The organism is Variovorax sp. RCC_210 (genome assembly GCF_041355175.1).
GTDB lineage: Bacteria > Pseudomonadota > Gammaproteobacteria > Burkholderiales > Burkholderiaceae_C > Variovorax.
Window position 1 is genome coordinate 1,120,297 of record NZ_JBFUPJ010000001.1, and the last position, 25,325, is coordinate 1,145,621.

26 protein-coding genes are annotated in these 25,325 nt (G+C 69.3%); 13 read left to right on the forward strand and 13 right to left on the reverse strand.

Annotated elements, in window-relative coordinates; all coding sequences use genetic code 11:
- Positions 1–33: 33 nt before the first annotated feature.
- Both AB6807_RS05330 and AB6807_RS05335 read left to right on the forward strand, forming a co-directional pair.
- On the forward strand, positions 34–1,044 hold the full coding sequence (locus tag AB6807_RS05330; RefSeq protein ID WP_371083758.1) for an NAD(P)-dependent oxidoreductase: 1,011 nt from the start codon (positions 34–36) through the stop codon (positions 1,042–1,044).
- 60 nt (positions 1,045–1,104) lie between these two features.
- Positions 1,105–1,926 (forward strand): amidohydrolase, encoded by an 822-nt coding sequence (locus tag AB6807_RS05335; protein ID WP_371083759.1) that lies wholly within the window; start codon positions 1,105–1,107, stop codon positions 1,924–1,926.
- Positions 1,927–2,063: 137 nt separating this feature from the next.
- Here AB6807_RS05335 and AB6807_RS05340 read toward each other — a convergent pair whose 3' ends face one another.
- A complete protein-coding gene (locus AB6807_RS05340; protein WP_371083760.1) occupies positions 2,064–4,136 on the reverse strand; it encodes an alpha/beta hydrolase family protein in 2,073 nt (690 codons plus the stop codon).
- 87 nt (positions 4,137–4,223) lie between these two features.
- Between AB6807_RS05340 and AB6807_RS05345 the strand changes: the two genes are divergently transcribed.
- From AB6807_RS05345 to AB6807_RS05355, 3 genes are all read left to right on the forward strand, one after another.
- Positions 4,224–4,880 carry a response regulator gene (locus AB6807_RS05345; protein ID WP_371083761.1) on the forward strand — a complete coding sequence of 219 codons (657 nt, stop codon included), beginning with the start codon at positions 4,224–4,226 and terminating at the stop codon, positions 4,878–4,880.
- Positions 4,877–6,307 (forward strand): ATP-binding protein, encoded by a 1,431-nt coding sequence (locus AB6807_RS05350; protein ID WP_371083762.1) that lies wholly within the window; start codon positions 4,877–4,879, stop codon positions 6,305–6,307. The genes AB6807_RS05345 and AB6807_RS05350 overlap by 4 nt, the downstream gene beginning before the upstream one ends.
- 83 nt (positions 6,308–6,390) lie before the next feature.
- A complete protein-coding gene (locus AB6807_RS05355) occupies positions 6,391–6,867 on the forward strand; it encodes a VOC family protein (RefSeq protein WP_371083763.1) in 477 nt (158 codons plus the stop codon).
- 11 nt (positions 6,868–6,878) lie between these two features.
- Here AB6807_RS05355 and AB6807_RS05360 read toward each other — a convergent pair whose 3' ends face one another.
- The 8 genes from AB6807_RS05360 to AB6807_RS05395 all read right to left on the reverse strand — a co-directional run bounded on the left by AB6807_RS05360 (position 6,879) and on the right by AB6807_RS05395 (position 12,695).
- A complete protein-coding gene (locus tag AB6807_RS05360; protein WP_371083764.1) occupies positions 6,879–8,306 on the reverse strand; it encodes an MATE family efflux transporter in 1,428 nt (475 codons plus the stop codon).
- Positions 8,303–8,929, reverse strand: a complete 627-nt coding sequence (locus AB6807_RS05365; RefSeq protein WP_371083765.1) for a DUF2239 family protein — start codon at positions 8,927–8,929, stop codon at positions 8,303–8,305. Before AB6807_RS05365 ends, AB6807_RS05360 begins: the two co-directional genes overlap by 4 nt.
- A gap of 63 nt (positions 8,930–8,992) precedes the next feature.
- A complete protein-coding gene (locus tag AB6807_RS05370; protein ID WP_371083766.1) occupies positions 8,993–9,490 on the reverse strand; it encodes an AsnC family transcriptional regulator in 498 nt (165 codons plus the stop codon).
- Positions 9,487–9,852 (reverse strand): GIY-YIG nuclease family protein, encoded by a 366-nt coding sequence (locus AB6807_RS05375; RefSeq protein ID WP_371083767.1) that lies wholly within the window; start codon positions 9,850–9,852, stop codon positions 9,487–9,489. The genes AB6807_RS05370 and AB6807_RS05375 overlap by 4 nt, the downstream gene beginning before the upstream one ends.
- A 60-nt stretch (positions 9,853–9,912) precedes the next feature.
- Positions 9,913–10,443, reverse strand: a complete 531-nt coding sequence (locus AB6807_RS05380; protein ID WP_371083768.1) for a hypothetical protein — start codon at positions 10,441–10,443, stop codon at positions 9,913–9,915.
- 83 nt (positions 10,444–10,526) lie between these two features.
- Positions 10,527–10,814: a hypothetical protein gene (locus AB6807_RS05385; RefSeq protein WP_371083769.1), complete on the reverse strand. Its 288-nt coding sequence runs from the start codon at positions 10,812–10,814 to the stop codon at positions 10,527–10,529.
- Positions 10,815–10,878: 64 nt separating this feature from the next.
- Positions 10,879–11,922, reverse strand: a complete 1,044-nt coding sequence (locus AB6807_RS05390; RefSeq protein ID WP_371083770.1) for a hypothetical protein — start codon at positions 11,920–11,922, stop codon at positions 10,879–10,881.
- Between the two features lie 83 nt (positions 11,923–12,005).
- Complete coding sequence (locus AB6807_RS05395; RefSeq protein WP_371083771.1) at positions 12,006–12,695, reverse strand: hypothetical protein; 690 nt, start codon at positions 12,693–12,695, stop codon at positions 12,006–12,008.
- 381 nt (positions 12,696–13,076) lie between these two features.
- Here AB6807_RS05395 and AB6807_RS05400 point away from each other — a divergent pair, with 381 nt between their 5' ends.
- From AB6807_RS05400 to AB6807_RS05425, 6 genes are all read left to right on the forward strand, one after another.
- Complete coding sequence (locus AB6807_RS05400) at positions 13,077–13,871, forward strand: response regulator transcription factor (RefSeq protein ID WP_116907766.1); 795 nt, start codon at positions 13,077–13,079, stop codon at positions 13,869–13,871.
- A gap of 8 nt (positions 13,872–13,879) precedes the next feature.
- A complete protein-coding gene (locus AB6807_RS05405; RefSeq protein WP_371083772.1) occupies positions 13,880–14,896 on the forward strand; it encodes a sensor histidine kinase in 1,017 nt (338 codons plus the stop codon).
- A gap of 79 nt (positions 14,897–14,975) precedes the next feature.
- Entirely contained in the window at positions 14,976–17,351 is a 2,376-nt protein-coding gene (locus AB6807_RS05410; RefSeq protein ID WP_371083773.1) for a Tex family protein, read from the forward strand.
- Between the two features lie 63 nt (positions 17,352–17,414).
- On the forward strand, positions 17,415–17,672 hold the full coding sequence (locus AB6807_RS05415) for a type II toxin-antitoxin system Phd/YefM family antitoxin (protein ID WP_371083774.1): 258 nt from the start codon (positions 17,415–17,417) through the stop codon (positions 17,670–17,672).
- Between the two features lie 7 nt (positions 17,673–17,679).
- A complete protein-coding gene (locus AB6807_RS05420) occupies positions 17,680–18,093 on the forward strand; it encodes a type II toxin-antitoxin system VapC family toxin (RefSeq protein ID WP_371083775.1) in 414 nt (137 codons plus the stop codon).
- Positions 18,090–19,187, forward strand: a complete 1,098-nt coding sequence (locus AB6807_RS05425) for a phospholipase (protein WP_371083776.1) — start codon at positions 18,090–18,092, stop codon at positions 19,185–19,187. The genes AB6807_RS05420 and AB6807_RS05425 overlap by 4 nt, the downstream gene beginning before the upstream one ends.
- Here the strand turns inward: AB6807_RS05425 and AB6807_RS05430 are convergent.
- Positions 19,184–20,200, reverse strand: coding sequence for a LysR family transcriptional regulator (locus AB6807_RS05430; RefSeq protein WP_371083777.1), 1,017 nt, complete (start codon positions 20,198–20,200; stop codon positions 19,184–19,186). The genes AB6807_RS05425 and AB6807_RS05430 overlap by 4 nt on opposite strands.
- Positions 20,201–20,355: 155 nt before the next feature.
- Between AB6807_RS05430 and AB6807_RS05435 the strand changes: the two genes are divergently transcribed.
- Both AB6807_RS05435 and AB6807_RS05440 read left to right on the forward strand, forming a co-directional pair.
- Complete coding sequence (locus AB6807_RS05435; protein ID WP_371084156.1) at positions 20,356–21,687, forward strand: MFS transporter; 1,332 nt, start codon at positions 20,356–20,358, stop codon at positions 21,685–21,687.
- A gap of 28 nt (positions 21,688–21,715) precedes the next feature.
- Positions 21,716–23,008, forward strand: a complete 1,293-nt coding sequence (locus tag AB6807_RS05440; RefSeq protein WP_371083778.1) for an ArgE/DapE family deacylase — start codon at positions 21,716–21,718, stop codon at positions 23,006–23,008.
- 12 nt (positions 23,009–23,020) lie between these two features.
- Here AB6807_RS05440 and AB6807_RS05445 read toward each other — a convergent pair whose 3' ends face one another.
- Genes AB6807_RS05445 through AB6807_RS05455 form a run of 3 tightly spaced genes read right to left on the reverse strand, consistent with a single transcriptional unit; the run spans position 23,021 to position 25,325 of the window.
- The gene (locus tag AB6807_RS05445; RefSeq protein WP_371083779.1) at positions 23,021–23,422 is read right to left on the reverse strand and encodes a hypothetical protein; all 402 of its coding nucleotides are present in this window, start codon (positions 23,420–23,422) and stop codon (positions 23,021–23,023) included.
- On the reverse strand, positions 23,419–23,790 hold the full coding sequence (locus AB6807_RS05450; RefSeq protein WP_116907759.1) for a RidA family protein: 372 nt from the start codon (positions 23,788–23,790) through the stop codon (positions 23,419–23,421). Before AB6807_RS05450 ends, AB6807_RS05445 begins: the two co-directional genes overlap by 4 nt.
- On the reverse strand, positions 23,787–25,325 hold the full coding sequence (locus AB6807_RS05455) for an efflux transporter outer membrane subunit (protein WP_371083780.1): 1,539 nt from the start codon (positions 25,323–25,325) through the stop codon (positions 23,787–23,789). Before AB6807_RS05455 ends, AB6807_RS05450 begins: the two co-directional genes overlap by 4 nt.

The following is a 25,325-nucleotide window of genomic DNA, read 5'->3' on the forward strand; positions in this document are numbered from 1 at the left end:
CTTCCTTGTTTCCATATTTCTTTCATTTCCTTCATGACCACGGTTTTCGTCAGCCATCCGCAAAGCAAGCTCGCCCACTACTTCGGAGACCGCGCCATTGCCGCCTTGCGCGCCAGCGCCCAGGTGAGCGACGTGCGCTTCAACCCGACGGACACCGACCTGTCTTCGCGCGAGCTCGCCGAGCTGGCGCAGGGCTGCGACGCCATCGTGTCGTACCGGCAGACGGTGGGCGACGAGGCGCTGTTCTCGGCACTGCCGCAGCTGAAGGCTTTCGTGCGCTGCGCCATCGACATCCGCAACATCGACCTGGCCTCGGCCAGCCGCCACGGCGTGCTGGTGACGCAGGCCAGCGCGGGCTTCATCGCCTCGGTGGCGGAGTGGATCGTGGGCGTGATGATCGACCTGGGCCGCCACGTGAGCGCCTCGGCCGAGGGCTATCACGCGGGCCGCCACGTGGTGCCGGTGATGGGGCGCGAGCTGCGCGGCAGCACGCTGGGCGTGATCGGCTACGGGCAGATCAGCCGCTACCTGTGCGACATCGCGCTGGCGCTGGGCATGCGCGTGGTGGTGCACGACCCGTTCACGCGCACCGGGCGCGCCGAGTTGGCCGAGACCGGGCTCGATGCGCTGCTCGCGCAATCGGACTTCGTGGTCTGCCTGGCCGCCGCCACCGAGGCGACCGAAAACCTGATGAACGCGCGCACCTTTGCCGCCATGCAGCCGCACGCCTTCTTCGTGAATGCCTCGCGCGGCAACCTGGTGGACGAAGACGCGCTGCTCGCCGCGCTGGACGCCGGCACCATCGCCGGCTGCGCGCTCGACGTGGGCCGCGCGCCCGACCAGATGCCGTCGCCGCGCGTCGCGGCGCACGCGCGCGTCATCGCCACGCCGCACATCGGCGGGCTCACGCCGCCCGCCGTGGAGCACCAGGCGATGGAAACCGTGTCGCAACTGGCCGAGATCTTCAAGGGCAGGGCGCCGAAGGGCGCGGTGAACGCGGCCGAGGCGTACCGCTGGCGACAGGCCTTCGGCGGGACTGCCTGAATTTGTCGATCTCCTTCACGCCCACCCACGAACTCCCCAGAAACTCCTCACGAAGCACCCATGGAACCCACCCGGAACACGCGCTACCCCGGCGCCTGCGACTGCCACGTCCACATCTACGAAGACCGCTTCGCGCTGGTTCCGAACGTCGCGTGGGTGCCGCCGCATTCGCCGGTGTCGGTCTACCGCGATCAGGTGCAGGTGCCGCTGGGCATCGAGCGCGCGGTGGTCGTGCAGCCCACGGGCTACGGCTTCGACAACAGCTGCACGCTCGACGCGCTGGCCCAGTTCGGTGACAGCGCGCGCGGCATCGCGCTGGTGGCGCCCGACGTGGCCGACGCGGAAATCGAGCGCCTGCACGCGGGCGGCATGCGCGGCGTGCGCTACATGATGATCGGCGGCGTGCTGGGCTGGGAGTCGCTCGAACCCATGGCTGCGCGCCTGGCCCATGCCGACTGGATGGTCAACCTGCAGCTCGACGGCCGCACCATGCCCGATCACGAAGAGGTGCTGAAGCGCCTGCCGTGCCGGCTGGTGCTCGACCACAACGGCAAGTTCCTGGAGCCGGTGGCGCCCAGCCACGCGTCGTTCCAGTCGCTGCTGCGCGTGATCGATTCGGGGCGCGTGTGGATCAAGCTCTCGGCGCCGTATGAAACCTCGAAGACCGGTGCGCCGGGCTACGACGACGTGAGCCTGCTGGCGCGCACGCTGGCCGAGACCTTTCCCGAGCGCTGCCTGTGGGCCAGCAACTGGCCGCACCCGGGGCGCGACCCGCGGCCGCAGAGCGCGCCGCTGTACGACCTGCTGTTCGACTGGGCGGCCAGCGACGACACGCGCCGCCGCATCCTGGTGGACAACCCGGCGGCGTTGTACGGGTTCTAGGCTGCGTCGAGGCGCAGCGCATCGGCAGCGTGGTGCGCGACCCGCGCGCCTCGCGCTACCGCACCGCACGCAACCTGGTCACCGACCACCACCGCCGCGCCGCTGGTGATGCGGGGCCGTGGCAACCCTGGCGAGCGCTATTGCTGCCGCGGCATCAGCTCGTAGAAGTCGAAGCCGTTGCTGCGCCCGCCCAGGCAGGTGGCGAGGGTGTCCTCGATCTTGCGCGACTGCGCGAGCCGGTTGCGCCACTTGCGCACGCCGTGGCCCTCGTCGGGGAAGCCCAGGAACTCGACCGGCCGGCCCAGCCTTCGCAGTTCGGCAACCACGTCGTCGGAGTCCTGCCGCAGCACGCGCACGTCGTTGCCGCCATGAATCACCAGCAGCGGCGCGGTGATGCGGTCGATCTGCGAAATGGGCGAGTCGGCGAGCATCTGCGCGCGCTCGTCGGGCTTGTTCACGTCGCCGAAGAACCGGGCAAAGTAGTGGCGGTTGCGCCAGAACGGCGGCCAGTTCTCGATCACGCGTGGCCAGTTGGCCACGCCCACCATGTCGACGCCGCAACGGTAGTCGTGCGGCTTCTGAATGAGCTGGGCCAGCACCGAATAACCGCCGAAGCTCGCGCCCAGCACCGCCATGCGCTGCGGGTCGGCCACGCCCTGGTCGATGGCCCATTGCACGGCCTCGGCGATGTCGCGCTGCAGGCGGTCGTTGGTCTGGCGGGCGCCGGCCATCATGAAGGCGCGGCCGTAGCCGGTCGAGCCGCGGTAGTTCACGTTGAGCACGGCGTAGCCGCGGTTGGCCAGCATCTGCGTGCCGTTGTAGCTGGCCGGGCGCCAGCGCTCGCGCAGCCACGGGCCGCCGTGGATGTCGACCACCAGCGGCGCCGGGCCCTGCACGCCGCGCGGGCGCACGAGGTAGCCGTGCACGGTCAGCCCGTCCGAGGCCTTGAACGAGAAGGGCTCCATGGGCGAGAAGATGTCGTTGGTCGGCGGGCGCGCCGGGCTCAGGCGCTGCACCTGCTGCGTGCCGCGGTCCCACAGGAGCTCGACGCCCCCGTTCTCGGTGACTGCGCCGATCACCATGCGCTGCCGGTCTTCGGTCATGCCCCACGGGCGTGCGATGACGGGTTCTTCCGTGAGCCACCCGCGCTGGCGCGCCTTCTTCACGGCGTCGGACACGTCGTTGCCCAGCGTGGGCTCCAGGTACTCGATGCGCGGCTTGCCCGTTTCGTACACATAGGCGAGCGGGCCGCCCTGCTGCGGCGGGAACACGCCGAAATCGAGGTCGACCTCGGCGTTCTCGGCCAGCACCTTCTCGTTGCCGGTGGCCAGGTCGGCCTCGACCAGTACGACCTTGTCGCGCCCCACGTTGGTCAGCGCCCAGAGCTTGCCGGCGGCATGGTCGATGCGCTGCGGCCAGAAGCTGTCGAAAGCCTGCACGGTCTTGAAGGCGCGCCAGCTGCCGTCGGGCTGCCGCAGTTCCAGCAGCAAGTCGGAGCCGTCGACCTCGCCGAGCTGCCGCATGCGGCCCGAAAGCTCGCGCTGCGCGTCGATGAACCAGCCCACCACGCGGCTGCCGGGCTCGCTGCGCGCCACCTCCTGCACGGTGCGCGTGCGGGCGTCGGCCTCGAACAGGTCCATGCTGGAGCGCTCGCGCTGGTTGTTCGCGAAGAAGAAGCGCGCGCTGCCGGGCGCGCCGGGCCCCACGAAGGTGGAGCGGATGCCGGCACCGGGCGACACGGCCCACGGCTTTTCGTTGGGCGACTGCGTGTCGAGCACGAAGATCTGCGTGTTCTCGTCGCCGGTGAAGTCCTTCAGGTAGGCGATGTGGCGGCTGTCGCGCAGCCAGCTGTAGGTGGGGCCGGAGATGAAGGACCGCGCCAGCGTGCCGGTGGCGAAGGTGCGCGTGCCGTTGCCGCCGGGTTCGCCCGCATCGGCGGTGCGGCGCACGCCCAGGCCCACGTCGGTGCCCACCGTCTGCGTCGACAGCAGCCATTGGCCGTCGGGCGACAGCACATGGCCGCTGACCACATCGATGTTCGCCACGAAGCGGCGCAGGGGCACCAGCGGCGGCAGCGTGTCGTTCTTCTGGGCGGCGACCAGCGCCGGGTGCGTGGGCGCGGTGGCGCAGGCGCCGAGCAGGGCGAGGGCGCCCGCGGCAAGCGCCATGGCCGCGATGCGGTGGCGAAGTGATCGTTGCGTGTTTCTCATGTCTCCGGTTCCCTTCCTTGTGTGACCGGATTCTGTGCGGCCCAACCTTTGGCAATGCCAAAGGTCGGCTCCCGCACAATCGCGCCCGTGCACATCCTGTTGATCGAAGACGACCTCGACCTCGGCCGCGCCCTGCAGGCCGCGCTGAAGGTCGACGGCCTGAGCAGCGAGTGGCGCCGGCGTGCCGCCGATGCGCCCCGCGTGCCCGACGCCGCGGTGTTCGACTGCGTTCTGCTCGACCTCTCCTTGCCCGACGGCAACGGCTTCGACCTGCTGGCGCGCTGGCGGCGCGAGGGCAGCGCGCTGCCGGTGATCGTCATCACCGCGCGCTCGGCGGTGGAAGACCGGCTGGCCGGGCTCGACGGCGGCGCGGACGATTTCGTCATCAAGCCGTTTGCCACGGCCGAGCTCATCTCGCGCATTCGCGCGGTGCTGCGCCGCTCGGCGCGCCAGGCCAGCGAAGCCTGGGCGCTGGGCCCGCTGACCATCGAACCACGGCGCCACACGGCCTCGCTGCACGGCGAGCCGCTGGACCTGTCGCCGCGCGAGTTCAAGCTGCTGCTGGAGCTGGCGCGCGAGCCCGGCGCGGTGGTGGCCAAGGGCGTGCTGGCGCAACGGCTGGAGCCGCTGGGCGAACCGCTGGACTTCGCGGCGGTGGAGGTGCACGTGTCGAACCTGCGGCGCAAGATCGGCAGCACCATGGTGCACACCGTGCGCGGCGTGGGCTACATGCTGGCGTCATGACGGCGGCGCTGGCCATGCTGCGGCGCTGGGCACGGCCCACCATCGGCCAGCGCGTGCTGCTCGCTTTGCTGGCGGCGTTCTTCCTGGTGTGGGCGATGCTGGTGCTGTACTTCTACATCCAGTTCCGCCAGCAGCTGGCCGTCGACCAGGGGCTGAAGAAGCTCGGCCGCGCGCTCACGGCGTCGCTGCACGAGGTGAAGGACGAGGCCGAGGCCCTCACGGTCATGAAGGCCGCGGCCACGCAGTTCGACACGCTGCGCATCAGCGGCAACCCGGGCGGCAGCACGCTGATGCAACTTCGCGAGGGGCACGAAGGCCGCGACGGTCGGCTGGTGTACGCGTCGCCGAACCTGGGCGCCCGGCAGCTCGAAGGGCCGTTGGGGCAGGTGACGGAGGCCGACCTGGGCGGTTCGCCGTACTGGGTCTACGGCAGCGACGCCGGCCGCTGGACGCTGCACCTGGCCGAGCCGCCCATCACCGGCGCCTGGGTGGTCGAGCGCAACGCGGGCCGGGTGCTGCCGCATCTGCTGCTGTCGTTTCCGCTGGTGCTGCTGCCGGTGTGGTTCGCGGTGCGCCACGGCCTGCGGCCGCTGCAGCAGCTGGCCGACCGCATCGCCCGGCGCGGCAAGACCGACCTGTCGCCCATCGGCTTCGATCCGCCGTATGCCGAGCTGAAGCCGCTGACCGCCGCGCTCGAACGCATGCTGCAGCAGCTGCGCGACAAGGTGGCGCAGGAGCGCGCTTTCGTGCACGACGCGGCGCACGAGCTGCGCACGCCCATGGCGGTCATCGCGGCGCAGGCGCATGCGCTGGCGGGCGCCGCCAACGCCGCCGAGCGCGAGCGCGCCCAGCTGCACCTGGAGCAGGCCATTGCGCGCGCCTCGCACCTCACGCAGCAGCTGCTCGATCTGGCGTTGCTCGACGACGCCCAAGGCGCCGCGCCCCGGCGCATCGACCTGGCGCAGTTCACGCGCCAGCTCATCGCGCAGGCGGTGCCGCAGGCGATGGCGCGCGGCATCGAGCTGGCCTTCGACGCGCCCGACAGCCTGCAGGCCGACATCGACGTGCCGGCTTTCCAGTCGGTGCTGGAAAACCTGCTGCACAACGCCATCCGCTATGTGCAGGACGGCGCGCAGGTGGCCGTCACGCTGCGCGAGGAAGCCGAGGGGTTGATGCTCTCGGTGGTGGACGATGGGCCGGGCATTCCGGCGGCGGAGCAGGCGCGGGTGTTCGAGCGCTTCTACCGCGGCGCGGACGGTGCCGCGCAGCAGGCCAGCGGCTCGGGGCTGGGGCTGGCGATCGTCATGCAGGCAGTGCACCGCATGGGCGGGCAGGTCTCGATCACCGAAGGGCTCGCGCCGGGGCGTGGCGTGGGGTTTCGCGTGGTGCTGCCGGTGGGTCTGCAGCGCATGACAACTTCCTGCTGACGGGTTTCGCACAGGTTGACACGCCCCTCCGGAGGCCTTGATACTGAACTCTCCGGTTCATCATCAACGCAAAAGGAGACCCCATGCAGAAGATCGTTCCCTGCCTCTGGTTCGACGGCAACGGCGAGGATGCGCTGAAGTTCTACAGCGCCATATTCCCCAACTCACGCGTGACCGACACGCTGCTCTGGGGCGACGTCAACCCCGCCAAGAAAGGCCAGCTGCTCACGGCCACTTTCGAGCTCGACGGGCAGGAGTTCATGGTGCTCAACGGCGGGCCCGAGTACAAGTTCAACCCGGCCATCTCGATGTACGTCAGGTGCGAGACGCAGGCCGAGGTCGACAACTACTGGAACAAGCTGCTCGAAGGCGGCGGCAAGCCGGTGCAGTGCGGCTGGCTCACCGACCGCTTCGGCGTGTCGTGGCAGGTCGCGCCCACGCCGGTGATCCGCATGTTCCAGGACAAGGACCCGGCCAAGGCCGCCCGCGCGATGCAGGCGATGATGAAGATGGTCAAGCTCGACATCGCCGAGGTGAAGAAGGCCTTCGACGGGGCCTGAACTTGCGGGGGCTACACCAGCCGGTGGATCGCCTTCTTGCGCCACACCAGCTGGTAGTAGCCGGTCTGCAGCAGCAGCATCGCGCCGAAGGTGGCGGGGTAGGCGATCCAGATGCCGTCCAGCCCCAGGCGATGGCTCATCACATACGCCACCGGCACCTCCACCCCCAGGATGCAGACGATGGAGATCAGCGTGGGCACCAGCACCGAGCCGCTGGCCCGCATGATCCCCGACAGGGCCGACGCCATGCCGAACAGCACCAGGCTCCACAGCATGATGTGCAGCAGCGTCTGCGCGATCTCGATGACCGGCGCGCTGGTGATGAAGAAGCCCATGAGGTGGCGCGAGAACAGGTAGCCCAGCAGCACCAGCCCGCCGGTGAGCACCAGGTTCATCAGCAACGCGGTCTTGGCGATGGCGCCCAGCCGGTCGGCGCGCCCGGCACCGATGGCCTGCGCACCCAAAATCGACGTGGTGATCGCGATCGAGATGGCCGGGAACTGCACGTACGCCACCACCTGGTTCACCGCGCCGTAGGCGGCCGTGGCGTTGGAGCCGTAGCTGTTGACCATCGACAGCAGCACCACTTCGGCCAGCGCCACCACGATCATCTGCACGCCCGTGGGCACGCCGATCTTCAACACCGCCTTCAGCAGCTGCGGCTGGATGCGCAGGTTGCGGAAGAATTCGGCATCGGGCGCCAGCGGGCTCTTGCGCTGGCGCAGCCTGAAGCCCAGCCACAGCGTGGCCAGCACAAAGGCCAGCACCGTGGCCCAGGCACCGCTGGCCACGCCCAGCTGCGGCAGGCCGCCCCAGCCGCGAATGAGCGCGGGCGTGACCACCAGCCCCACCAGCGTGGAAATGACCAGCGTGAACAGCGGCGTGATGGTGTCGCCCACGCCGCGCAGCATGGCCGTGGACATCAGGAACACGAACAGCCCCGGCATGGCGATGAGCATGATGCGGGCGTAGCGCGTGGAGTCGGCCAGCACGTCGGGCGGCGTGCCCAGCGAGGCCAGCATGGGCGTGGTGAAGATGCCGCCGAACACGGCAATCAGCAGGCCCATGAGGATGCCCACCGACAGCGTGGTGCCGGCCACGGCCTTGACCTTGGCGACATCGCGCGCGCCCCAGGCCTGGCCGATGAGCACCGACGCACCCGCGCCCAGCCCGATGACGAAGGCGATGAAGAAGAACATCACCGGAAAAAAGCTGGACACCGCCGCCAGCGCGCGCACGCCCAGCATCTGGCCCACGTAGATGTTGTTGAGCGTGCCCGACAGCGACTGCAGGATGTTGCTGAGCAGCATCGGCGCCAGGAAGAAAAGAAAGACTTTCCACAGCGGGCGCGGTGAATTGACGGGCGCCACGGGCACGCCTTGCAGGCCGCTCTGGCCGGCGGCACTGCTGCCGCCGGTGGTTTCGGGTGTTGTTCTCATTGAGGGGTGTTCCAGCCGGCGGCCGAGAGTTTTTGCAGGTGCGCGCGCAGGTCGGCGGGCCAGGGTTCGATCAGGGTCTGAAAGCGCGGTGCCTCGCCGGCGAACAGCGCGCGGGTGGCTTCCTCGAAGCCGGGCAGGTTGCCCGCGATGGCGGTCATGAAGCGGTAGGTGGCCTCGCGCGCGGCGCGCACGGTGTCGCGGTCGGCGTGCACGTGGCGCGCGTCGTCGACCAGCTTGCGCAAGGCGACCGATGCACCGCCGGGCTGGCGGCCCAGCCAGTCCCAGTGGCGCGGCAGCAGCGTGACTTCGCGCGCGACCACGCCCAGCTTGGGCCGGCCAACGCCGCGCGGGGCGTCGTCGCGGTGGGCGGGTGCCGCGCCATGGTTCGGCGTTGTCGCGATGTTCGGCGCTGGCCTTGCGTGCAGCTCGCGCGGGTCGAGGTCGAGCTGCTCGCCGGTCTGGTCGTCGAACGCGAGGTAGGGGCCGGGGTCGTCGCGGCGGCGCAGTTGCTCGATCACTTCGGCCTTGCTGCCCTGGGCGACGCGCTGGAAGCCGAAGAAGACGGTCAGCGTGGTCAGGGGAGTAGGGGCGGCCGGCGGCGTGAGGGGGTTGTCTGGTGACATGCGGGTATTTGTCTCCCGGTGTTCGGGCGAAAAAGCAGGTGCGTAATCTACCTGCTGTGGCGCTCAGGCGTGCAGTTCGTTGTCGCCGATGAGGGTCGCGAGAACTTCGTGGGCCGACTGAAGGCGCTCGTGCGCGACCGGCTGCACGAAGGCCTTGCAATGCGCCTCGACGGTGAGGAGCGCGGTCTGCGCCAGTTGCCGGCCCCCGGGGCGCAGGGCCGCGTGGCGGCGCGGGTCGGCGGCGGGGCCCGGCACGCGCTCGGCCAGGCCGGTTTTCTCGAGCAGCACCATCCGGCGCATCAGCGCGGACATGGGCAGGCCCAGGGTGCGTGCCAGGTCCACGAGCGGCACCAGCCGCACCCGCGGCACCCGCGACAGGCCGGCGCCCTCGGCGCGCAGCAGCACGCTCAGCAGGGTGAAGTCGCTGAAGTCGAGCCCGTGGAACGCGCCCAGGTCGTCGCCGAGCCGCAGGCCCAGGCTGGCGTGGGCGCGGCCCAGGGCGAGGCAGAAGTCGAGGGCGGTGGCGGTGTTCGCCGTGGTCGCCGTGTTCATGCTGCTCATGGCGTGTTGTAGCCCTGCGCGCCGAAGCATTGCAGTTCTTCCTGCCACAGCGCGAGCAGCTTCTGAAGTTCGTCGGCGCGGTCGAACGCGAGGTCGTCCGGGCGCTCCTTCACGCGGTCGATGGTTTCGAACGCGAAATGCGCCGCGCCGTTCGCGAGCCAGTCTTGCTGCAGCGCCTTGTTGCGGTGCGAGCGCAGGTTGAGCTCGAAGCGCGCCCGGTTCATGGCGCCTTCCACGTCCAGGCTGCCGGACACATAGACGCGCCCATTGCTCAGGTTGCGCACGACGAACACGCCGGCGGGCCGCGCGTTTTCCTTGTACTGGCGCGTCAACGCGCGCCGGGTGTCGGGGGAGAGGTTCATGCGACAAATATTACCCGGGCGAAATTAAATTCGCAATATACCCGGGTAAAAATAAGCCGCTCAACCTTCTCGCAACCGCCGCCAGCCGCGCGAGATGCGCCGGTTGATGGCCTTCACCGTGCGCCACGGCCGGCTCTGGCGCACCAGCGCGAGCACCTGGTCTTTCCACGCCTTCCAGCGCGGATACCAGCGCGCGAACCAGGGAATGCGCATCAGCGGTCCTTCGACCAGCTGGAAGATCCGCGCGACCAGCGCCGTGCCGACCAGCTTGGCCAGCACCAGCACCGTCAGCGCGGTGGCGGCATGCCCGTTGCTGAAGAGAAAAAGCGCCAGCACCTTCACCGGCAGCAAGACCAGCACCGGCACGAAGAACGCCAGCAGCGCGCCCCAGGGCGGCAGGCGGCGCAGCCGGTCTTCGAGGGCGGCCCAGAAGGGCAGGCGCGACAGCCGCGCGACGAGGGCGGCCAGCGGCTCCCAGCCCCATTCCTCGAAGAGCAGCAGCGGCACGACGATGACGGTGGCAATGGCGCGCAGCACCGCGCGCAGGAGACCGCCAAGGGAGCGCGCAAGAGAGCGCACAAGGGAGTTCATGCGCGAAGGGTACGGCAATGCGCGCGCCGGGTGGCGCGCGCGGTCGGTGAGCGGGGTGTCTTCCTACCTGCTTGCCTAACTGCCTACCTTCCGGCCGGCAGGAAGAACAGGTACTCGCCCCGGCCCAGCTCCGGCGTCACCTCGTAGCCCGGGCACAGGTCGGAAACGCACTGGATGATCACCACCCGCGGCCAGATCGTCGCGGAGGTCGGGTAGCCCGGCATGTACTGCGGCACGTGCCACACGCCCAGGTCGCCGACCGGCTCGGCGTTGTCGGTGCCCCGGGCGTTCTGCAGGCCGCTGCCCATGGGCATGCGCTCGATGCGCACGACGTTGAGGGGCGGCGGTGCGGCCGCCGCGACCGTTGCCATGCATGCAAGGCAAGCGGTCGCCGTCCAGAAAAGCAGTGTCCTTGTCATTTCGGACTCCTGCCGTTCACTGCGGGTAGTCCGTCGAGCGCGGTGCCACGGCCACGTCGCCGACCACCGATTCGCCCATCATCCGCGCGGCGCGGATGGCGGCCACGTCGGTCGGGTCGATGGCGGTCACCGTGGCGCTGGCGACCGGCGTCATCCGCACCTCGGGGAACACGGTGGCGGGCTCTTGCCGCGCGACAGGCGCAGCCTGGGCGACGGCGGCGGGCGCCTTCTCGGCGATGGGCGCGGGTGGCGCGGGCAGCGGTGCGGTCGCGGGGGCCGGGGTGGGTGCGGCAACCGGTTCGGCAGGCGCGATGGCGGCCACGGGCGCGGGCGCGGGTGCAGGTGCGGGCTGTGCCTGCGCCTGGGCTGCAGGGGCGGGTGCAGGCGCGGGCGCAGGCGTTGGTGCCGTGGCCACGGGAGCCACGGGTGCAACCGGAGCGGCCGGTATCGGCGCGACGGGCGCGACCGGTGCAACAGGCGCCACGGCCACCGGACGCGGCGCCGATGCGGAAAGCTGCGGCCCATAGGCGCTCACGCGTTCGTCCGCGGACATCGATTGCGGGCACTTGGTGCCGGTGAGCTCCAGCGCGGCTTGCGCGGCGGGGTCCATGCAGTCCATGGCCAGCGACGCGGCCTTCATGCCCTTGTTCCAGAGCTCGCGGCTCATCTTCAGGCGCTTGCAGTGCTCGTCCGTCCAGGTGGTGCCGAAGCTCAGGCCGACGCCCGGGCCATTGGCGCTCGCGCTGGTGCTGCCCATGCAGGTGTCGTTGCTGGTGGTGAGATTGGGGCCGTTGACCGACGGCACGTTCTTGATCGTGTAGCTGCCCTGGTAGTCCACCGTCTGGCTGGTGGCTCCGGTGTTGTTGACGTTCTGGTTGCTGGTCATCGTGGACGAAGACGTCACGCTGGCCGGGCTGGAGAAGGTCACGGCCTGGGTGTTGCCCTGCGCCGACGTGGTCGCCGAGCTGGTCGAGCCGTTGCTCGAACCGCCGTTGTTGGTGGTCTGGGCCGTGGCCGCGGCGCAAGCGGTCAGCAGTACGCAAAAAATCAGCTTCTTCATTTTTTCGTCTCCTTGGATGACCGGGGAGGGGCAGCGCCCCTCCCCATGAGAACAGCAACCGTTGCCTGAAACCCTTTCGGATCTCAGGGAGCCGATGCGCTGGCGCTGGCGCCAGCCGTGCCGCTGGTGCCGCCACCGTTGCTGAAGCCGCCGGCATTGCCGAACGCGAAGTTGCTCACGCCGAAGGAGCCGCCGTTGGAGCCTGCCATTGCCGAGGTGCTGGTGCCGTTGATCGGGCCGTTGATGGCGCCCGACGAGGCGTTGTAGCCCGAGGTGGTGGTCGACGTGCGGGTCACCACGGCCAGGCCGCCGCCAGGGCCGGCTGCCGTGGCGGCCGTGTTGTTGGTGGCCGAGGAAGCCGTGCCGGCGACCGCGCCGTTCACATGCGTCGCGCCGCCAGCCGAGTAGTTGGCGCTGCCGGCCGAAGCGGCGTTGGCCGAGGCATTGGCTGCGCCTGCGGCTGCGCCGTTGCCGGTCGTGAGCGCCATGCTGGTCACGCGGCCGGTGCTGGTGGCCGAGCCGTTCGTTGTAGCTGCGCCGGTAGCGAAGCCCGGGAAAGCGATGGCCCCGCCCGAAGCGCTGGCGTTGGCCGACGAACTCGAATTGGCCGCGTTATAGCTCAGGGCGCTGCCGGTGCCGGAGCTGGCGGCGCTGGAGCCGGCTGCGCTCGAAGAACCGGTCGACGTGGAAGTGGCCGCAAGGGCCGAGCTGCCCGTTGCCGAAGCAACGCTGCCGACCAGGACCACTGCGATGGCGATGAGAGTCTTCTTCATGATGCTGCCTCTATAGATGTGTGAACAAACCTGACGACCGGACCATCCGGTCATCAGCTGACGGTCAGTGGCACAGAAAAAGAATGCTTCCGTGACGACCGAGGTGCAGTTTCTGCGTCGGGCAGGGAATGAAAAATGCCCCAGGCTGGGTAATGCGAGGCTATGGCGAAAGGTGAGGTCGAAGCGGTTGCGGACCGTCACAAGAAACCGCTTCCACATGCGGAGCCAGGAGTAAAAAATACAACTTTCGATGGACACAAACCGCGATTCGCAACAAGATGCAACCAAAGTAATCAAATAAGCTGAATCTCAAAATTTGAGTAGAAATGAATTAACTTTTGGTCACGAACACGGTGTGCTAGTTGTCACAAAGGGGTTGGAATGGAAAGCGAACTCGACATTTCGTTGACAGACGTCGGTACCGGGGGTAGGAAATATGCCGCCCCAGGCCAATTCGGTGGGTTGCTCTCACCGTCCGCCGACACGCTGCCTTGGCCGGACTTTCTGACCGGCCAGCAAACCAAGCCGGTGCGCGTCCTGCTGGTGGACGACGACCCGTTCGTGCGACGCGTCATCGCCCAGGAATTGCTGGGCGACCTGCGCATCCAGCTCGAAGGGCAGGCCGGCACCTTGCGCGAAGGGCGCAGGCTGCTGCTGCAGCACGAGTTCGACGTGCTCATGGTGGACATCCGCCTCGGGGACGGCAGCGGTTTCGAGCTGATCGAGGAGGCCAAGCGCCACCGCAGCGCGGCCGAGATCATCGTCATTTCCGCGCTCGAGGACGAACCCCAGGTGCTGCACGCCTTCGAGCTCGGCGCCTCCGGCTACCTGGTGAAGAACGCCTGGTTCCAGAGCTACGCCCAGGCCGTGCTGCAGGTAGTGAACGGCGGGGCCGCCATCACGCCGCGGCTGGCGCGCCGGCTGCTCGTGCACCTGGACCACAAGCGCTCCAACGTGAACCCGGTGCGCCCGCCGGACAGCAAGGCGACGTTATCGGCACGGGAGCGCGAAGTGTTGCGACTTGTAGCCACGGGGTACGTCACCGAAGAGATCGCCCTGCAGCTCACCATCAGTGCCCAGACGGTTAACGCGCACGTGAAGAACATCTACCGCAAGCTGCACGCCCACACCCGGGCCCAGGCAGTGAGCTTTGCCTCTCACCGCGGGCTTTTGTAGGGCATCGGATGTTCGCGCAGCAGGTCCTTCACTCACCGCACTTTCTGGAAGACCAGTACGTGTGGCTGTCGATCGGGGCCTGGGCCGCGTTGCTGATCTGGCTGCGGCACCGCGCCTCGCCGCGGCGCCTGGCGATGTGGGCCGCGCTGGCCGGCGCGCTCCACCTGACGCCGGTGGCGGCGCAAGTGCTGCGCGCCGGGGGCGCCGAAAGCCTGCTGCCGGCCGAGCTGCCGCTCGCGTTCTGGACGCTGCAGGCCCTCAATCTGGTGGTGCTGGGCACCATCGTGGGCATCGGTTACTTCTCGCTGCGCCGTGTTGCCCAGGGGCGGCAGACGCAGGCGGTGATGGCCGAGCGCCGCCGCATCGCCAACGACCTGCACGACGGCGTCGGCTCCCGGCTGGTGGCCCTGCTGGCCAGCCAGGACCCGAAGGCTGCGCGCTCCGACGGCCTGTCGATGGCGCTGCAGGCATGCCTGCTGGAGCTGCAGATGACCGTCGACGACCTGGACGACCAGAGCAGCGCCACCGTCTTCGAGCGGCTGGGGCACCTGCGCTACCGGCTGCGCCCGGCGTTTGACCGCATGGGCATCGCCCTTGAATGGAACATCGCGCCCGAGGCGCTGGACTGCACCGTGCCGGCGGACACCGCCACGCAGGTCTGCCGGGTGGCGCAGGAGGCCATGTCCAACGCGCTGCGGCATTCGCGGGCGAGCCGGGTCGAGCTGCGCATCGGCGTGGGCCTCGGGGCGCGGGGCCGGGGGCAGGCGCTGGTGCTGGAGGTGCGCGACAACGGCACGGGGCTCGAAAGCGCCACCGACCCGCGTGGCCTGCAAGCCAGCCTGGGCAAGGGCCTGCGCAGCATGCGCGCCCGCGCCGAAGCCATCGGCGGCGAACTGAGCGTTGCAAGCCTGCGGGCCGCCACGCCGCATGGCCTGTGCGTGCGGCTGGTGGTGCCCTGCGAGGCCGCGGCGCCCGAGCCGCACGGCAAGGACAGCGTGCGGCCCGAGGCCGAAAGCATGCTGTAACACGCCGGCCGGGCCGCCCGGCGGGAGGCCGTGCGCGCCTATGGCAAACTCCCGCGCTTTGCCAGGGACGCGCTCAAGCATGCAGAAAATCATTCGCCAGCTCGCCGCCGAAATCAAGGTCGGCGAGCATCAGGTGAAGGCCGCCGTCGAACTGCTCGACGGAGGCGCCACGGTTCCATTCATCGCCCGCTATCGCAAGGAAGTGACCGACGGCCTGGACGACATCCAGCTGCGCGAGCTGGAAGCCCGCCTTTCGTACCTGCGCGAACTCGAAGACCGCCGCGGCGCGGTGCTGAAAGCCATCGACGAGCAGGGCAAGCTCACCCCCGAACTGCGCGCGGCCATCGAATTCGCCCCGACCAAGCAGGAGCTCGAAGACCTGTACCTGCCGTTCAAGCAAAAGCGCCGCACCAAGGGCCAGATTGCCCGCGAATTCGGCATCGAGCCGCTGGCCGACAAGCTGCTGGCAGACCCCTCGCTCGACCCCGCCGTGGAAGCCAAGGCCTTCCTGCAGCCCGCCACCACGCTGGACGACGGCAAGCCGGGCCCCGATTTCTCGACCGTGCAGCTGGTGCTGGACGGCGTGCGTGACATTCTTTCCGAGCGCTGGGCCGAAGACGCCGCGCTGGTGCAGGGCCTGCGCGAATGGCTCTGGAACGAAGGCCTGCTCAAGTCCAGCCTGATGGCCGGCAAGGACGAGAACAACGCCGACATCGCCAAGTTCCGCGACTACTTCGAATACGACGAACCCATCGGCCGCGTGCCCTCGCACCGCGCGCTGGCCGTGTTCCGCGGGCGCGCGCTCGACATCCTGGACGCCAAGCTGGTGCTGCCGGTGGAGCCCGAGCCGGGCAAGCCCAGCATCGCCGAAGGCCGCATCGCGCTGCACCTGGGCTGGAGCCACGCCGCTCGCCCGGCCGACGACCTGCTGCGCAAGTGCGTGGCCTGGACGTGGCGCGTGAAACTCGCGCTTTCCACCGAGCGCGACCTGTTCACCCGGCTGCGCGAAGAGGCCGAGAAGGTCGCCATCAAGGTGTTCGCCGACAACCTGCGCGACCTGCTGCTGGCCGCGCCCGCCGGCCCGCGCGTGGTGATGGGGCTGGACCCCGGCATTCGCACCGGCGTGAAGGTGGCCGTGGTCGATTCCACCGGCAAGCTGGTCGAGACCGCTACCGTGTTCCCGCACGAGCCGCGCAAGGACTGGGAAGGCTCGCTGCACACGCTGGGCAAGCTGTGCGCCAAGCACGGCGTGAACCTGATCGCCATCGGCAACGGCACCGCCAGCCGCGAGACCGACAAGCTGGCCGCCGACCTCATCAAGCTGCTGGCCAAGATGGCCGAGCAGGCCGGCGCGCCGGAAATGAAGGTCGACAAGGTGGTGGTGAGCGAAGCGGGCGCGTCCGTGTACTCCGCCAGCGAGTTCGCCTCGCAGGAAATGCCCGATGTCGACGTGAGCCTGCGCGGCGCTGCCTCCATTGCGCGCCGCCTGCAAGACCCGCTGGCCGAACTCGTGAAGATCGACCCCAAGAGCATCGGCGTGGGCCAGTACCAGCACGACGTGAACCAGAGCGAACTCGCGCGCACCCTGCAGGCCGTGGTCGAAGACTGCGTGAACTCGGTGGGTGTCGACCTGAACACGGCCAGCGTGCCGCTGCTGAGCCGCGTGTCGGGCCTGTCGGGCAGCGTGGCCAAGGCCGTGGTGCGCTGGCGCGAGGCCAACGGCGCGTTTTCCACCCGCAAGCAGCTGCTCGACGTGAGCGGCTTCGGCCCCAAGGCTTTCGAGCAGAGCGCGGGTTTCCTGCGCATTCGCGGCGGCGCCGACCCGCTGGACATTACCGGCGTGCACCCCGAGACCTATCCGCTGGTCGAGCAGATCATCGTGAAGACCGGCAAGCCTATCGCCGAGCTGATGGGCCGCGCCGACATGCTCAAGACGCTGAAGCCCGAGCTGTTCGCCAACGAGAAATTCGGCGTCATCACCGTCAAGGACATCCTGGGCGAGCTCGAAAAGCCCGGCCGCGACCCGCGCCCCGACTTCAAGGTGGCGCGCTTCAACGACGGCGTGGACGACATCAAGGACCTGGTCGAGGGCATGATCCTCGAGGGCACCGTGAGCAACGTGGCCCAGTTCGGCGCCTTCATCGACCTGGGCGTGCACCAGGACGGCCTGGTGCACGTGAGCCAGCTGAGCCACAAGTTCGTCAACGACGCGCGCGAAGTGGTGAAGACCGGCGACATCGTCAAGGTCAAGGTGATGGAAGTCGACGTGGCGCGCAAGCGCATCGGCCTGTCGATGAAGCTCGACGCAGCGCCCGCAAGGCGCGACGGCCCGCGCGACAACCGCTTCGAAGGAGCGGGGCGCGGCCAGCAGCAGCAAGGCCGCCGCGACAGCTCACCGCAGCCCGCGGGGCAGATGGCGAGTGCGTTTGCGAAGCTGCAGGGGCTGCGCAAGTAGCATCCAGCAAGGTTGCAACCCACCTGTTAAACTAGTCATCTAACTAGTTTGATGGGTGGTGTTATGAAAACCTGGCCTGTTCAGGACGCTAAAGCGCGTTTCAGCGAGTTTCTTGATGCCTGTTTGGCCGATGGGCCCCAAATGGTCACCAAGCGCGGCACCGAGGCGGCCGTGCTCGTGCCTGCTGCCGAATGGCGTCGATTGCATGCAACCGCCAAGCCCTCCTTGAAGGAGTTGCTGCTTTCTACCGACGCCCGCACCGAATTCCTGGTTCCCCAGCGCGGCAACGCACGCCGGCGCCAGATCACGCCCATGCGCTGAGGTGTGCATGTACCTGCTGGACACGAATGTCATCTCGGAACTTCGCCGGCCTCGACCCCACGGCGCGGTCGTCGCGTGGCTCACACCCATTGCGGACAGCGATCTTCACTTGTCCGCGGTAACGCTGGGGGAGATCCAGGCAGGCATCGAGCTCACCCGTGAGCAGGACACCGCAAAGGCCGAAGAAATCGAGCAATGGGCTGCCTTGGTCGCCGGGTCTTACAACGTGCTGTCCATGGACGCGGAGACATTCAGGCTGTGGGCGAAGCTGATGCATCGCAGTTCCAACACGCTGTACGAAGACGCGATGATTGCCGCGACCGCCAAACAGCATGGGCTGACCGTGGTGACGCGCAACGTGACTGACTTCGCGGGTTTCGGCGTCGAGGTGTTCAACCCGTTCGAGCCGGCACAGGCATGAAAGCCCTGCGCATCTACGCCGGCCCCGCGGCCCGCAAGCACATCGAACAGCATGGCCTGCGCCCGCAGGACGTGCGCATCATCCCTGGCGCGGCCGGCGGCCCGAAAGGCCTGATCCTCGGGCCGCTCGACCGCTTCATCTTCGGGCGCTGGCTGCCGCAGTCGACACAGCAGGTGCACCTGGTGGGCGCGTCCATCGGCGCGTGGCGGCTGTCGACGGCTTGCCTGTCGAACACCGAAGCGGCGTTCGAGCGCTTCGAGCACGACTACGTGCACCAGCAGTTCGAAGTGCCGCCGGGCCAGAAGCGGTTGAGCCCGCGCCAGCTCAGCGAGCAGTTCGCGCTGAGCCTGGAGACCTTCTATGGCGGGCGCATCGCCGAGGTGCTGAACCACCCGCGCTACCGCCTGCATGTGGTGACCTCGCGTGGGCGCCACATCCTCGGGCGCGAGGGCAGGGCGCGCACGCCGGTGGGCTACCTCGGCGCCTTCGCGACCAACAGCCTGCACCGCAAGAGCCTGGGCGCGTGGCTCGAGCGCTGCGTGTTCTCCACGCCCGGCGCGTCATTGCCCTTCGGCACGCGCGACTTCCGCACGCGCCAGCATGCGCTGAGCGAGGCCAACTTCAACATGGTGCTGCAGGCGTCGTGCTCCATTCCGTTCCTGCTGGCGGCGGTGCACGACATTCCGGGTGCGCCGCGTGGCGCCTACTGGGACGGCGGCATCACCGACTACCACCTGCACCTGGACTACCGGACTGCCCATGACGGTGGCGGAAATGGTGCCGACGAAGGCATCGTGCTGTACCCGCACTTCCAGCAGGCGGTGGTGCCGGGCTGGCTGGACAAGGGGCTGCGCTGGCGCCACAAGGCGACGGGCTTCCTCGACCGCATGGTGGTGATCGCGCCCGACCCGGAGTGGGTGCGCTCGTTGCCCAACGGCAAGCTGCCCGACCGCAAGGACTTCATTCATTTCGCCAACGACGCGCAGGCGCGCATCGCGGCTTGGGGCAAGGCCACACGCGAGGCGCAGCGGCTGTCCGATGAGTTCGAGGGCTGGCTTGACAGGGGCGAGCCGACGGAGATGCGTTCGCTCTAGGCCCTGGGCCCGGCTTTCCGAGGCCGGGGCGACTTGGTCGACCTGGTCGACTTGGGCGACCGCGAAGGCGCCGCAGCCGCCGCGCAACGCTCGGCGTGCGCCTCGAAATTGCGCCGCACCATCTCCACCAGCACATCGGCCAACGGCGGCAGCCGCTTGCCGGCCAGCCGCACGATGCCGAAGCGGCCCGTGCCGGCGAAAGGCGGCGCAAGCGGGATCTCCTTCAGGCCGTGCGCGCGCGGCGTGTTCTCGACCACCGGGCGGCTGGCCACCAGCACCACGTCGCTGGCTTCGGTGGCCGGCACCAGGTCGTCGAAGCTGTCGCTTTCCATCACCAGCCGGCGCGCGAAGCCCTCGTGCGTGCCCAGTTCGCGCTGCATCGACGCCAGCGCGAAGGTCGACAGCCGGGTGCTCGCGAACTGGAACGTCGCCAGTTCGGCGCGCGACACGGGCCGCCCCGTCAGCAAGGGGTGGCCCTTGCGGCAGAACAGCGCCACCGGCCACTGCGGCAGCGGTTCGATGTGGAGCCGGCTGCGGTCTTCCAGCGCATCGAGCGGAGCGATGTCGGCGCAGAAGATGTCGATCTCGTCGTCGTACAGCATCTGCAGCAGCGTGTCGCTGGCGCCGCGCTTCACCGCCACGTAGCTGCCCTGCGGCAGCCCGCTGGTGGCCGTGAGCATCTGCGCCGCCAGCAGCACGGCGGGCGTGGCGCCCAGCCCGAAGGCCACGCTGCCGTAGCCGCCCGTGGCGAGCAGCTGCAGTTCGTTGCGCATCTGCGCCGCCTCGAAGAGGATGCGGCGCGCCCGCTCGACCACCACCGCGCCGAAGGGCGTGACCTCCACATGCCGCGCGTCGCGCACGAACAGCTGCACGCCCAGCGTTTCTTCCAGCGACTGCAGGCTGCGCGACAGCGCCGGCTGGCTCAGGTGCACGCGGGCGCAGGCGCGGCCGAAGTGCAGCGTTTCGGCGAGCGCGACCACGTGTTCGAGTTTTCGCAGGTCGGGAAGGTGCATGGGAGGCAGGTGCAAGGGGAGGGTGCAGAGGGGACCGCGGCGAGCGTTCTGGACGATGCGTATTCTGCATCCTCGAACGCGAAATATCTCATTGGCCTGCATTCTTGATGCCACCTAGCATCCGCGGCATTCACAGCTCCAAGAACGACGAGACCATGGACACCGCAACGCAACGCACCTCCCAAACCCCCGGCGGCGGCCGGCGCCAGCCGATGCGCGCCGCGCTCGGCGCCTTCGTCGGCACCGCCATCGAGTGGTACGACTTCTACATCTTCGCGACCGCCGCCTCGCTGGTGTTCGCCACGCTGTTCTTCCCGCAGGGCGACCCCTTCCTGGCCACGCTGAGCGCGCTGGGCACGTTCGCGGTGGGCTTCTTCGCGCGGCCCGTGGGCGCGGTCATCTTCGGCTCCATCGGCGACCGGCTCGGGCGCAAGCGCGGGCTGGTCATCACGCTGCTGATGATGGGCGGCTCCACCTTCGCCATCGGCCTGCTGCCCACCTACGAGAGCATCGGCCTGGTGGCGCCGCTGATGCTGGTCCTGCTGCGCATCTTCCAGGGCATCGCCGTGGGCGGCGAGTGGGGCGGGGCGGTGCTGCTGGCCGGCGAGCACGGCGACGCGAAGCGCAAGACCTTCTCGGCCTCGTTCGCGCAGTTGGGCAGCCCGGCCGGAATGATCCTGTCGATCCTCGCGTTCCGCGCGGTGTCTTCGCTGGACACGGCGCAGCTCATGGCCTGGGGCTGGCGCCTGCCGTTCCTGGCCAGCGCGCTGCTGATGATCGTGGGCATGCTCATTCGCCACGGGGTCGACGAGACGCCCGACTTCGCCAGGGCTTCGAGCCGCGCGCGCCTCCAGCGCGCACCGGCGCTGGAGGTGGTGCGCAGCATGCCGCGCCTGCTGCTGCTGGTGGCCGGGGCCAACGCCATCGGCATTGCGGCGGTGTACTTCCTGGTGGTCTTCATGATCACGTACACCACGCACTACCTCTCGGTGCCGCGCACCGTGATCCTCGACTGCCTGTTCTGGTCGACCGTGCTGCAGCTGTGCATCCAGCCCATCGGCGCGTGGATTGCCGACAAGGTGGGCGTGGGCCGCTTCGTGCTCACGATGAGCTGCGCCACCATCGTCACGCCGTTCCTGCTCTACCCGCTGGTGAACGTGGGCACGCCGGGCGCCATCCTGGCCGGGCTGTGCATCGCCACGCTGTTCGGCGGCTGCTTCTACGCGGCCATCGCGGGCTTCTCGGCCTCGTTCTTTCCGCCGGAGGTGCGCTACTCGGCCATTTCCATCGCCTACCAGGGTTGCGGCGCCATCGCGGGCGGGCTGACACCGCTGCTGGGCACGGTGCTCGCCGAGCGCTTTCCGGGCAACTGGGTGCCGCTGGCGCTGGCGTACGCGGGCATCGCCACCTTGTCGAGCGTGTGCATCGCGCTGCTGATCCGGCGTTCGGCAAGCGCCACCGCGCCCGCCGCCCAAGCCCTTGCCTGACCTGTCTTCACCTGTTCCACACGACTTCATGACCTCCACAGACACCCTCATCGACCTCCCATCCCTGGCCGCCGCCGTGCGCGAACGGCGCGACGCGCACGTGCGCATGCTGTGCGACCTGGTGGCCTTTCCCTCGCTGCTCGGGCAGGAGGGAGACGCCCAGCGCTACATGGCGCAGACCTTCGAGCGCATGGCGCTGCAGGTCGACGAGTTCGAGATCGACGATGCCGCCCTGCGCGCCCACCCCGGCTACTCGCCCTCGCTGATGTCCTACGCCGGCCGGCCCAACGTGGTCGGCATCCACACGCCGCGCGGCGCGGCCACGGGGCGCTCGCTGATCCTCAACGGCCACATCGACGTGGTGCCGGTCGGCGACGAGCGGCTGTGGAGCCACCCGCCGTTCTCGCCCGTGGTGCGCGAAGGGCGCGTGTACGGCCGCGGCAGCGCGGACATGAAGGCGGGCATCGTCTCTTACACCCTGGCCATGCAGACGCTGGCCGCGCTGGGTTTCGAGCCCGCGGCGCCGGTGTTCCTGCAGTCGGTGGTGGAAGAGGAATGCACCGGCAACGGCGCCCTCGGCTGCCTGGTGCGCGGCTACCGCGCCGAGGCGGCCATCATTCCCGAGCCCACGCCCGGCATCATGGACGCGCAGCTCGGCGTCATGTGGCTCACGCTGCAGGTGCAGGGCATGCCGGTGCACGCGGCCTATGCGTCCGAAGGCTCCAGCGCCATCGACTTCGCCCAGCACATGTTCGATGCGCTGCGCCGCCTGGCCGACCAGTGGAACCACGCGGGCTGCCGCCATGCGCGCTATGTGGACCATGCGAAGCCGATCAACTTCAACCTCGGCAAGCTGCAGGGCGGGGAGTGGGCTTCTTCGGTGCCCACGCAGTGCGAAGCGCAGATCCGCGTCAGCTACTACCCGGGCGTGACCGCCGACGACGCGCTCGCCATGATCCGCGCCGCGCTGGCCGAGGCCTTCGAGGCGCACCCCAACAAGCAGGCCTTCCACTGGACGATAGAGAACACGGCCGGCTTCCGCGCCGACGGCTTCGTGCTCGACACGCAGATGCCGCTCATTCGCACGCTCTCGCAGTGCCACGCCGACCTGCACCACCGCGGGCCCGACATGGTCGCCTTCACCGGCACGACGGACGCGAAGTTCTTCAACCTCTACGGAAAGACGCCGGCCGTGTGCTACGGCGCGGCGGGCACGTCGATCCACGGCATCGACGAGTCGGTGGCCATCGACGACATGCTGGACACGACCACCGTCATCGCCTGGTTCATCGCGCGCTGGTGCGGCCTGAACGCGATTTGAATCGGGCCGGTTTCAGCGCCGCGCCTTGTCGGCGTGCTGCGCCGGCGTCATCAACGGCGCGCCGCAGTCGAGCACGTTGGCATACACCGTGTCCCCCACATGCAGCACGCCGCCCTCGGGCAGCCGGCCCGTGCCGAGCGAGCGCGAGTGCACGCCGCCCGCGCGGTAGCGCACGAGGGCGTAGCGCGCCGAGGGCCCGCCGTCGGCGCCGCAGTCCTGGTCGGCCAGCACGGCCAGCTCGCCGGCATTGCCGAGGCGTACCACCTGCGCCGCATGCCAGCCAGTGTCGATACTGGTATGGGTGTCGTTGGCCGCAGAGCGGCCGTTGGAATGCGCGTCGAGCGCCGTGCAACCGCCCAGCGCCACGGCCAGGGCCGATGCCCACAGCAACCCGGCACGGCCGGCGGTTGTCACGGCTTCACCCCCACGGCCGCGGTGGCCTGGATCTCGACGCGGTATTCCGAGTCGATCAGCTTCGCGCCCACCGTGGCGCGCGCGGGCGTGTGGCCCTGGGGCACCCACTCGTCCCACACCGAGTTCATGGCGGCGTAGTCGCCCACGGTGCGCAGGTAGATGGTCACGCTCACCAGGTCCTGCTTGGTGGCGCCCTGGGTGGCGAGCATGTCGTCGATGTGGTGGAGGATCTCGCGCGTCTGCCCGGTGATGTCGAGCGACGGGTTCTCCGCCACCTGGCCCGACAGGTACAGCAGGCGGGCGCTGCCCAGGTCGACGGTCACCATCTCGCTGAAGCGGGGGCCCATCTCGTGGCGAATGAGGTTCATGGCTGTGCGGGCTTTTGTGTGGTGTTTGCGGAAGACGAATCGGCGAGCTGCGCGGGCGGTGCGTTCCACCAGCCGCCGCCCAGCGCCTGGAAGAGGGCGGCCGCGTCGGTCAGCCGCAGCGCGCGCGCCTGCACCAGGTTGAGCTGCGCCTGCTGCTGCGCCTGCTGCGCCACGCGCAGCGAAAGCGCGCTGGCATCGCCGAGCCGCACCTGCGTGCGCGTGCGCGCCAGGCTTTGCGACGCGGTGCGCTCGGCCTTCAGCGCGGCCTGCAGGGTGCGCGTGTCGGCGTCGATGGCCTCCAGCGTGTTGGCCACGTCCTGGAAGGCGCCGAGCACGGCGGCGCGGTACTGCGCGGCGGCCTGGTCGAAGGCGGCGCGGGCAGCGGCCTCCTTGTGCCTGAGCGCGCCGCCGTCGAACACGGGCTGCGTCACGCTGGCCGCCAGCGTCCAGAACAGCGACGACGACTTGAACAGCTGCGACAGCGTGTACGCCGACGAGCCATAGTTCACGCCCAGCGTCACGTTGGGCAGCCGGGCCGCCACGGCCACGCCGATGGCCGCGCTCGCGGCCTGCAGTTGCGCCTCGGCGGCACGCACGTCGGGGCGGTGCTCGACCAGCGTGGAGGGCAGCGTCAACGGCAGCTCGGTGGGCAGTTGCAACGCATCGAGGTCGAACTGCGCGGTCACGCCCTCGCTCGGGTAGCGCCCGGCCAGCGTGGCAAGCAGGTTGCGCTGCTGGGCCAGTTGCTTGTCCAGCGGCGGCAGCGTGGCCTCGGTGGCGGCCAGCGAGGCCTCTTGCGCATCGACGTCGGCCAGCGCCACCTGCCCGAGCTGTTGCTGTTTGCGGTAAGCCTGCAGCACCTCTTTCTGGTCCGCGACGATGGCCTGCGTGGCGCGCTGCTGCGCGCGCAGCGAGGCCTCGGTGATGGCCGCGGCCACCACGTTGCTGCTCAGCGAGAGCTTGGCGGCCACCGCCTGGAAGCGTTGCTGCTCGGTCTGCGCCTGCGCGCTTTCCACCTGCCGGCGCGTGCCGCCGAACACGTCGGGCGCGTACGACACGGTCACCTGCGCGGTGTGCAGCGTGTACAGGTTGGCGTTCGACGCCACCGGGCTGGCCACCGCGTCGGCCACGCGTTGCCTCGTGGGCGAGTAGCCCACGCCCACGCTGGGCCAGAAGGCGGCGCGGTCGGCCGCCTCGTTCTCCTGCGCCACGCGCAGGGCGGCGTCGGCGGCCTCGATGTTGGGGTTGCCCGCCAGGCTCTGCACCACCAGCGCGTTCAGCGGCTCCGAGCGAAAGGCCTGCCACCACTGCGCGGGCACGTCGAGCTCCGGCGACAGGCGGGACAAGGGCACGCCCTCGGCCTGCGCCGGGTCTGTTGAAGCGGGCGCAGGCGTGGCCGTGTAGCTCGCGGGCAGCTTCAGCGGCGGGCGCACGTAGTCGGGCCCGACCGCGCAGCCGCCCAGCGTTGCAATGCTGGCCGCGGCCGTGGCCGCCAGCAGCAGGCCCGAGGGTCTAGCAAGGCGTGTGTTCTTCAT

Excerpts from the sequence above, each read along its gene's own strand:
- AB6807_RS05330 (WP_371083758.1), top strand. The coding sequence starts at position 34 with ATGACCACGGTTTTCGTCAGCCATCCGCAAAGCAAGCTCGCCCACTAC.
- AB6807_RS05335 (WP_371083759.1), top strand. The coding sequence starts at position 1,105 with ATGGAACCCACCCGGAACACGCGCTACCCCGGCGCCTGCGACTGCCAC.
- AB6807_RS05340 (WP_371083760.1), bottom strand. The coding sequence starts at position 4,136 with ATGAGAAACACGCAACGATCACTTCGCCACCGCATCGCGGCCATGGCG.
- AB6807_RS05350 (WP_371083762.1), top strand. The coding sequence starts at position 4,877 with ATGACGGCGGCGCTGGCCATGCTGCGGCGCTGGGCACGGCCCACCATC.
- AB6807_RS05355 (WP_371083763.1), top strand. The coding sequence starts at position 6,391 with ATGCAGAAGATCGTTCCCTGCCTCTGGTTCGACGGCAACGGCGAGGAT.
- AB6807_RS05360 (WP_371083764.1), bottom strand. The coding sequence starts at position 8,306 with ATGAGAACAACACCCGAAACCACCGGCGGCAGCAGTGCCGCCGGCCAG.
- AB6807_RS05365 (WP_371083765.1), bottom strand. The coding sequence starts at position 8,929 with ATGTCACCAGACAACCCCCTCACGCCGCCGGCCGCCCCTACTCCCCTG.
- AB6807_RS05370 (WP_371083766.1), bottom strand. The coding sequence starts at position 9,490 with ATGAGCAGCATGAACACGGCGACCACGGCGAACACCGCCACCGCCCTC.
- AB6807_RS05375 (WP_371083767.1), bottom strand. The coding sequence starts at position 9,852 with ATGAACCTCTCCCCCGACACCCGGCGCGCGTTGACGCGCCAGTACAAG.
- AB6807_RS05380 (WP_371083768.1), bottom strand. The coding sequence starts at position 10,443 with ATGAACTCCCTTGTGCGCTCTCTTGCGCGCTCCCTTGGCGGTCTCCTG.
- AB6807_RS05385 (WP_371083769.1), bottom strand. The coding sequence starts at position 10,814 with ATGGCAACGGTCGCGGCGGCCGCACCGCCGCCCCTCAACGTCGTGCGC.
- AB6807_RS05390 (WP_371083770.1), bottom strand. The coding sequence starts at position 11,922 with ATGAAGAAGCTGATTTTTTGCGTACTGCTGACCGCTTGCGCCGCGGCC.
- AB6807_RS05395 (WP_371083771.1), bottom strand. The coding sequence starts at position 12,695 with ATGAAGAAGACTCTCATCGCCATCGCAGTGGTCCTGGTCGGCAGCGTT.
- AB6807_RS05400 (WP_116907766.1), top strand. The coding sequence starts at position 13,077 with ATGGAAAGCGAACTCGACATTTCGTTGACAGACGTCGGTACCGGGGGT.
- AB6807_RS05405 (WP_371083772.1), top strand. The coding sequence starts at position 13,880 with ATGTTCGCGCAGCAGGTCCTTCACTCACCGCACTTTCTGGAAGACCAG.
- AB6807_RS05410 (WP_371083773.1), top strand. The coding sequence starts at position 14,976 with ATGCAGAAAATCATTCGCCAGCTCGCCGCCGAAATCAAGGTCGGCGAG.
- AB6807_RS05415 (WP_371083774.1), top strand. The coding sequence starts at position 17,415 with ATGAAAACCTGGCCTGTTCAGGACGCTAAAGCGCGTTTCAGCGAGTTT.
- AB6807_RS05420 (WP_371083775.1), top strand. The coding sequence starts at position 17,680 with ATGTACCTGCTGGACACGAATGTCATCTCGGAACTTCGCCGGCCTCGA.
- AB6807_RS05425 (WP_371083776.1), top strand. The coding sequence starts at position 18,090 with ATGAAAGCCCTGCGCATCTACGCCGGCCCCGCGGCCCGCAAGCACATC.
- AB6807_RS05430 (WP_371083777.1), bottom strand. The coding sequence starts at position 20,200 with ATGCACCTTCCCGACCTGCGAAAACTCGAACACGTGGTCGCGCTCGCC.
- AB6807_RS05435 (WP_371084156.1), top strand. The coding sequence starts at position 20,356 with ATGGACACCGCAACGCAACGCACCTCCCAAACCCCCGGCGGCGGCCGG.
- AB6807_RS05440 (WP_371083778.1), top strand. The coding sequence starts at position 21,716 with ATGACCTCCACAGACACCCTCATCGACCTCCCATCCCTGGCCGCCGCC.
- AB6807_RS05450 (WP_116907759.1), bottom strand. The coding sequence starts at position 23,790 with ATGAACCTCATTCGCCACGAGATGGGCCCCCGCTTCAGCGAGATGGTG.
- AB6807_RS05455 (WP_371083780.1), bottom strand. The coding sequence starts at position 25,325 with ATGAAGAACACACGCCTTGCTAGACCCTCGGGCCTGCTGCTGGCGGCC.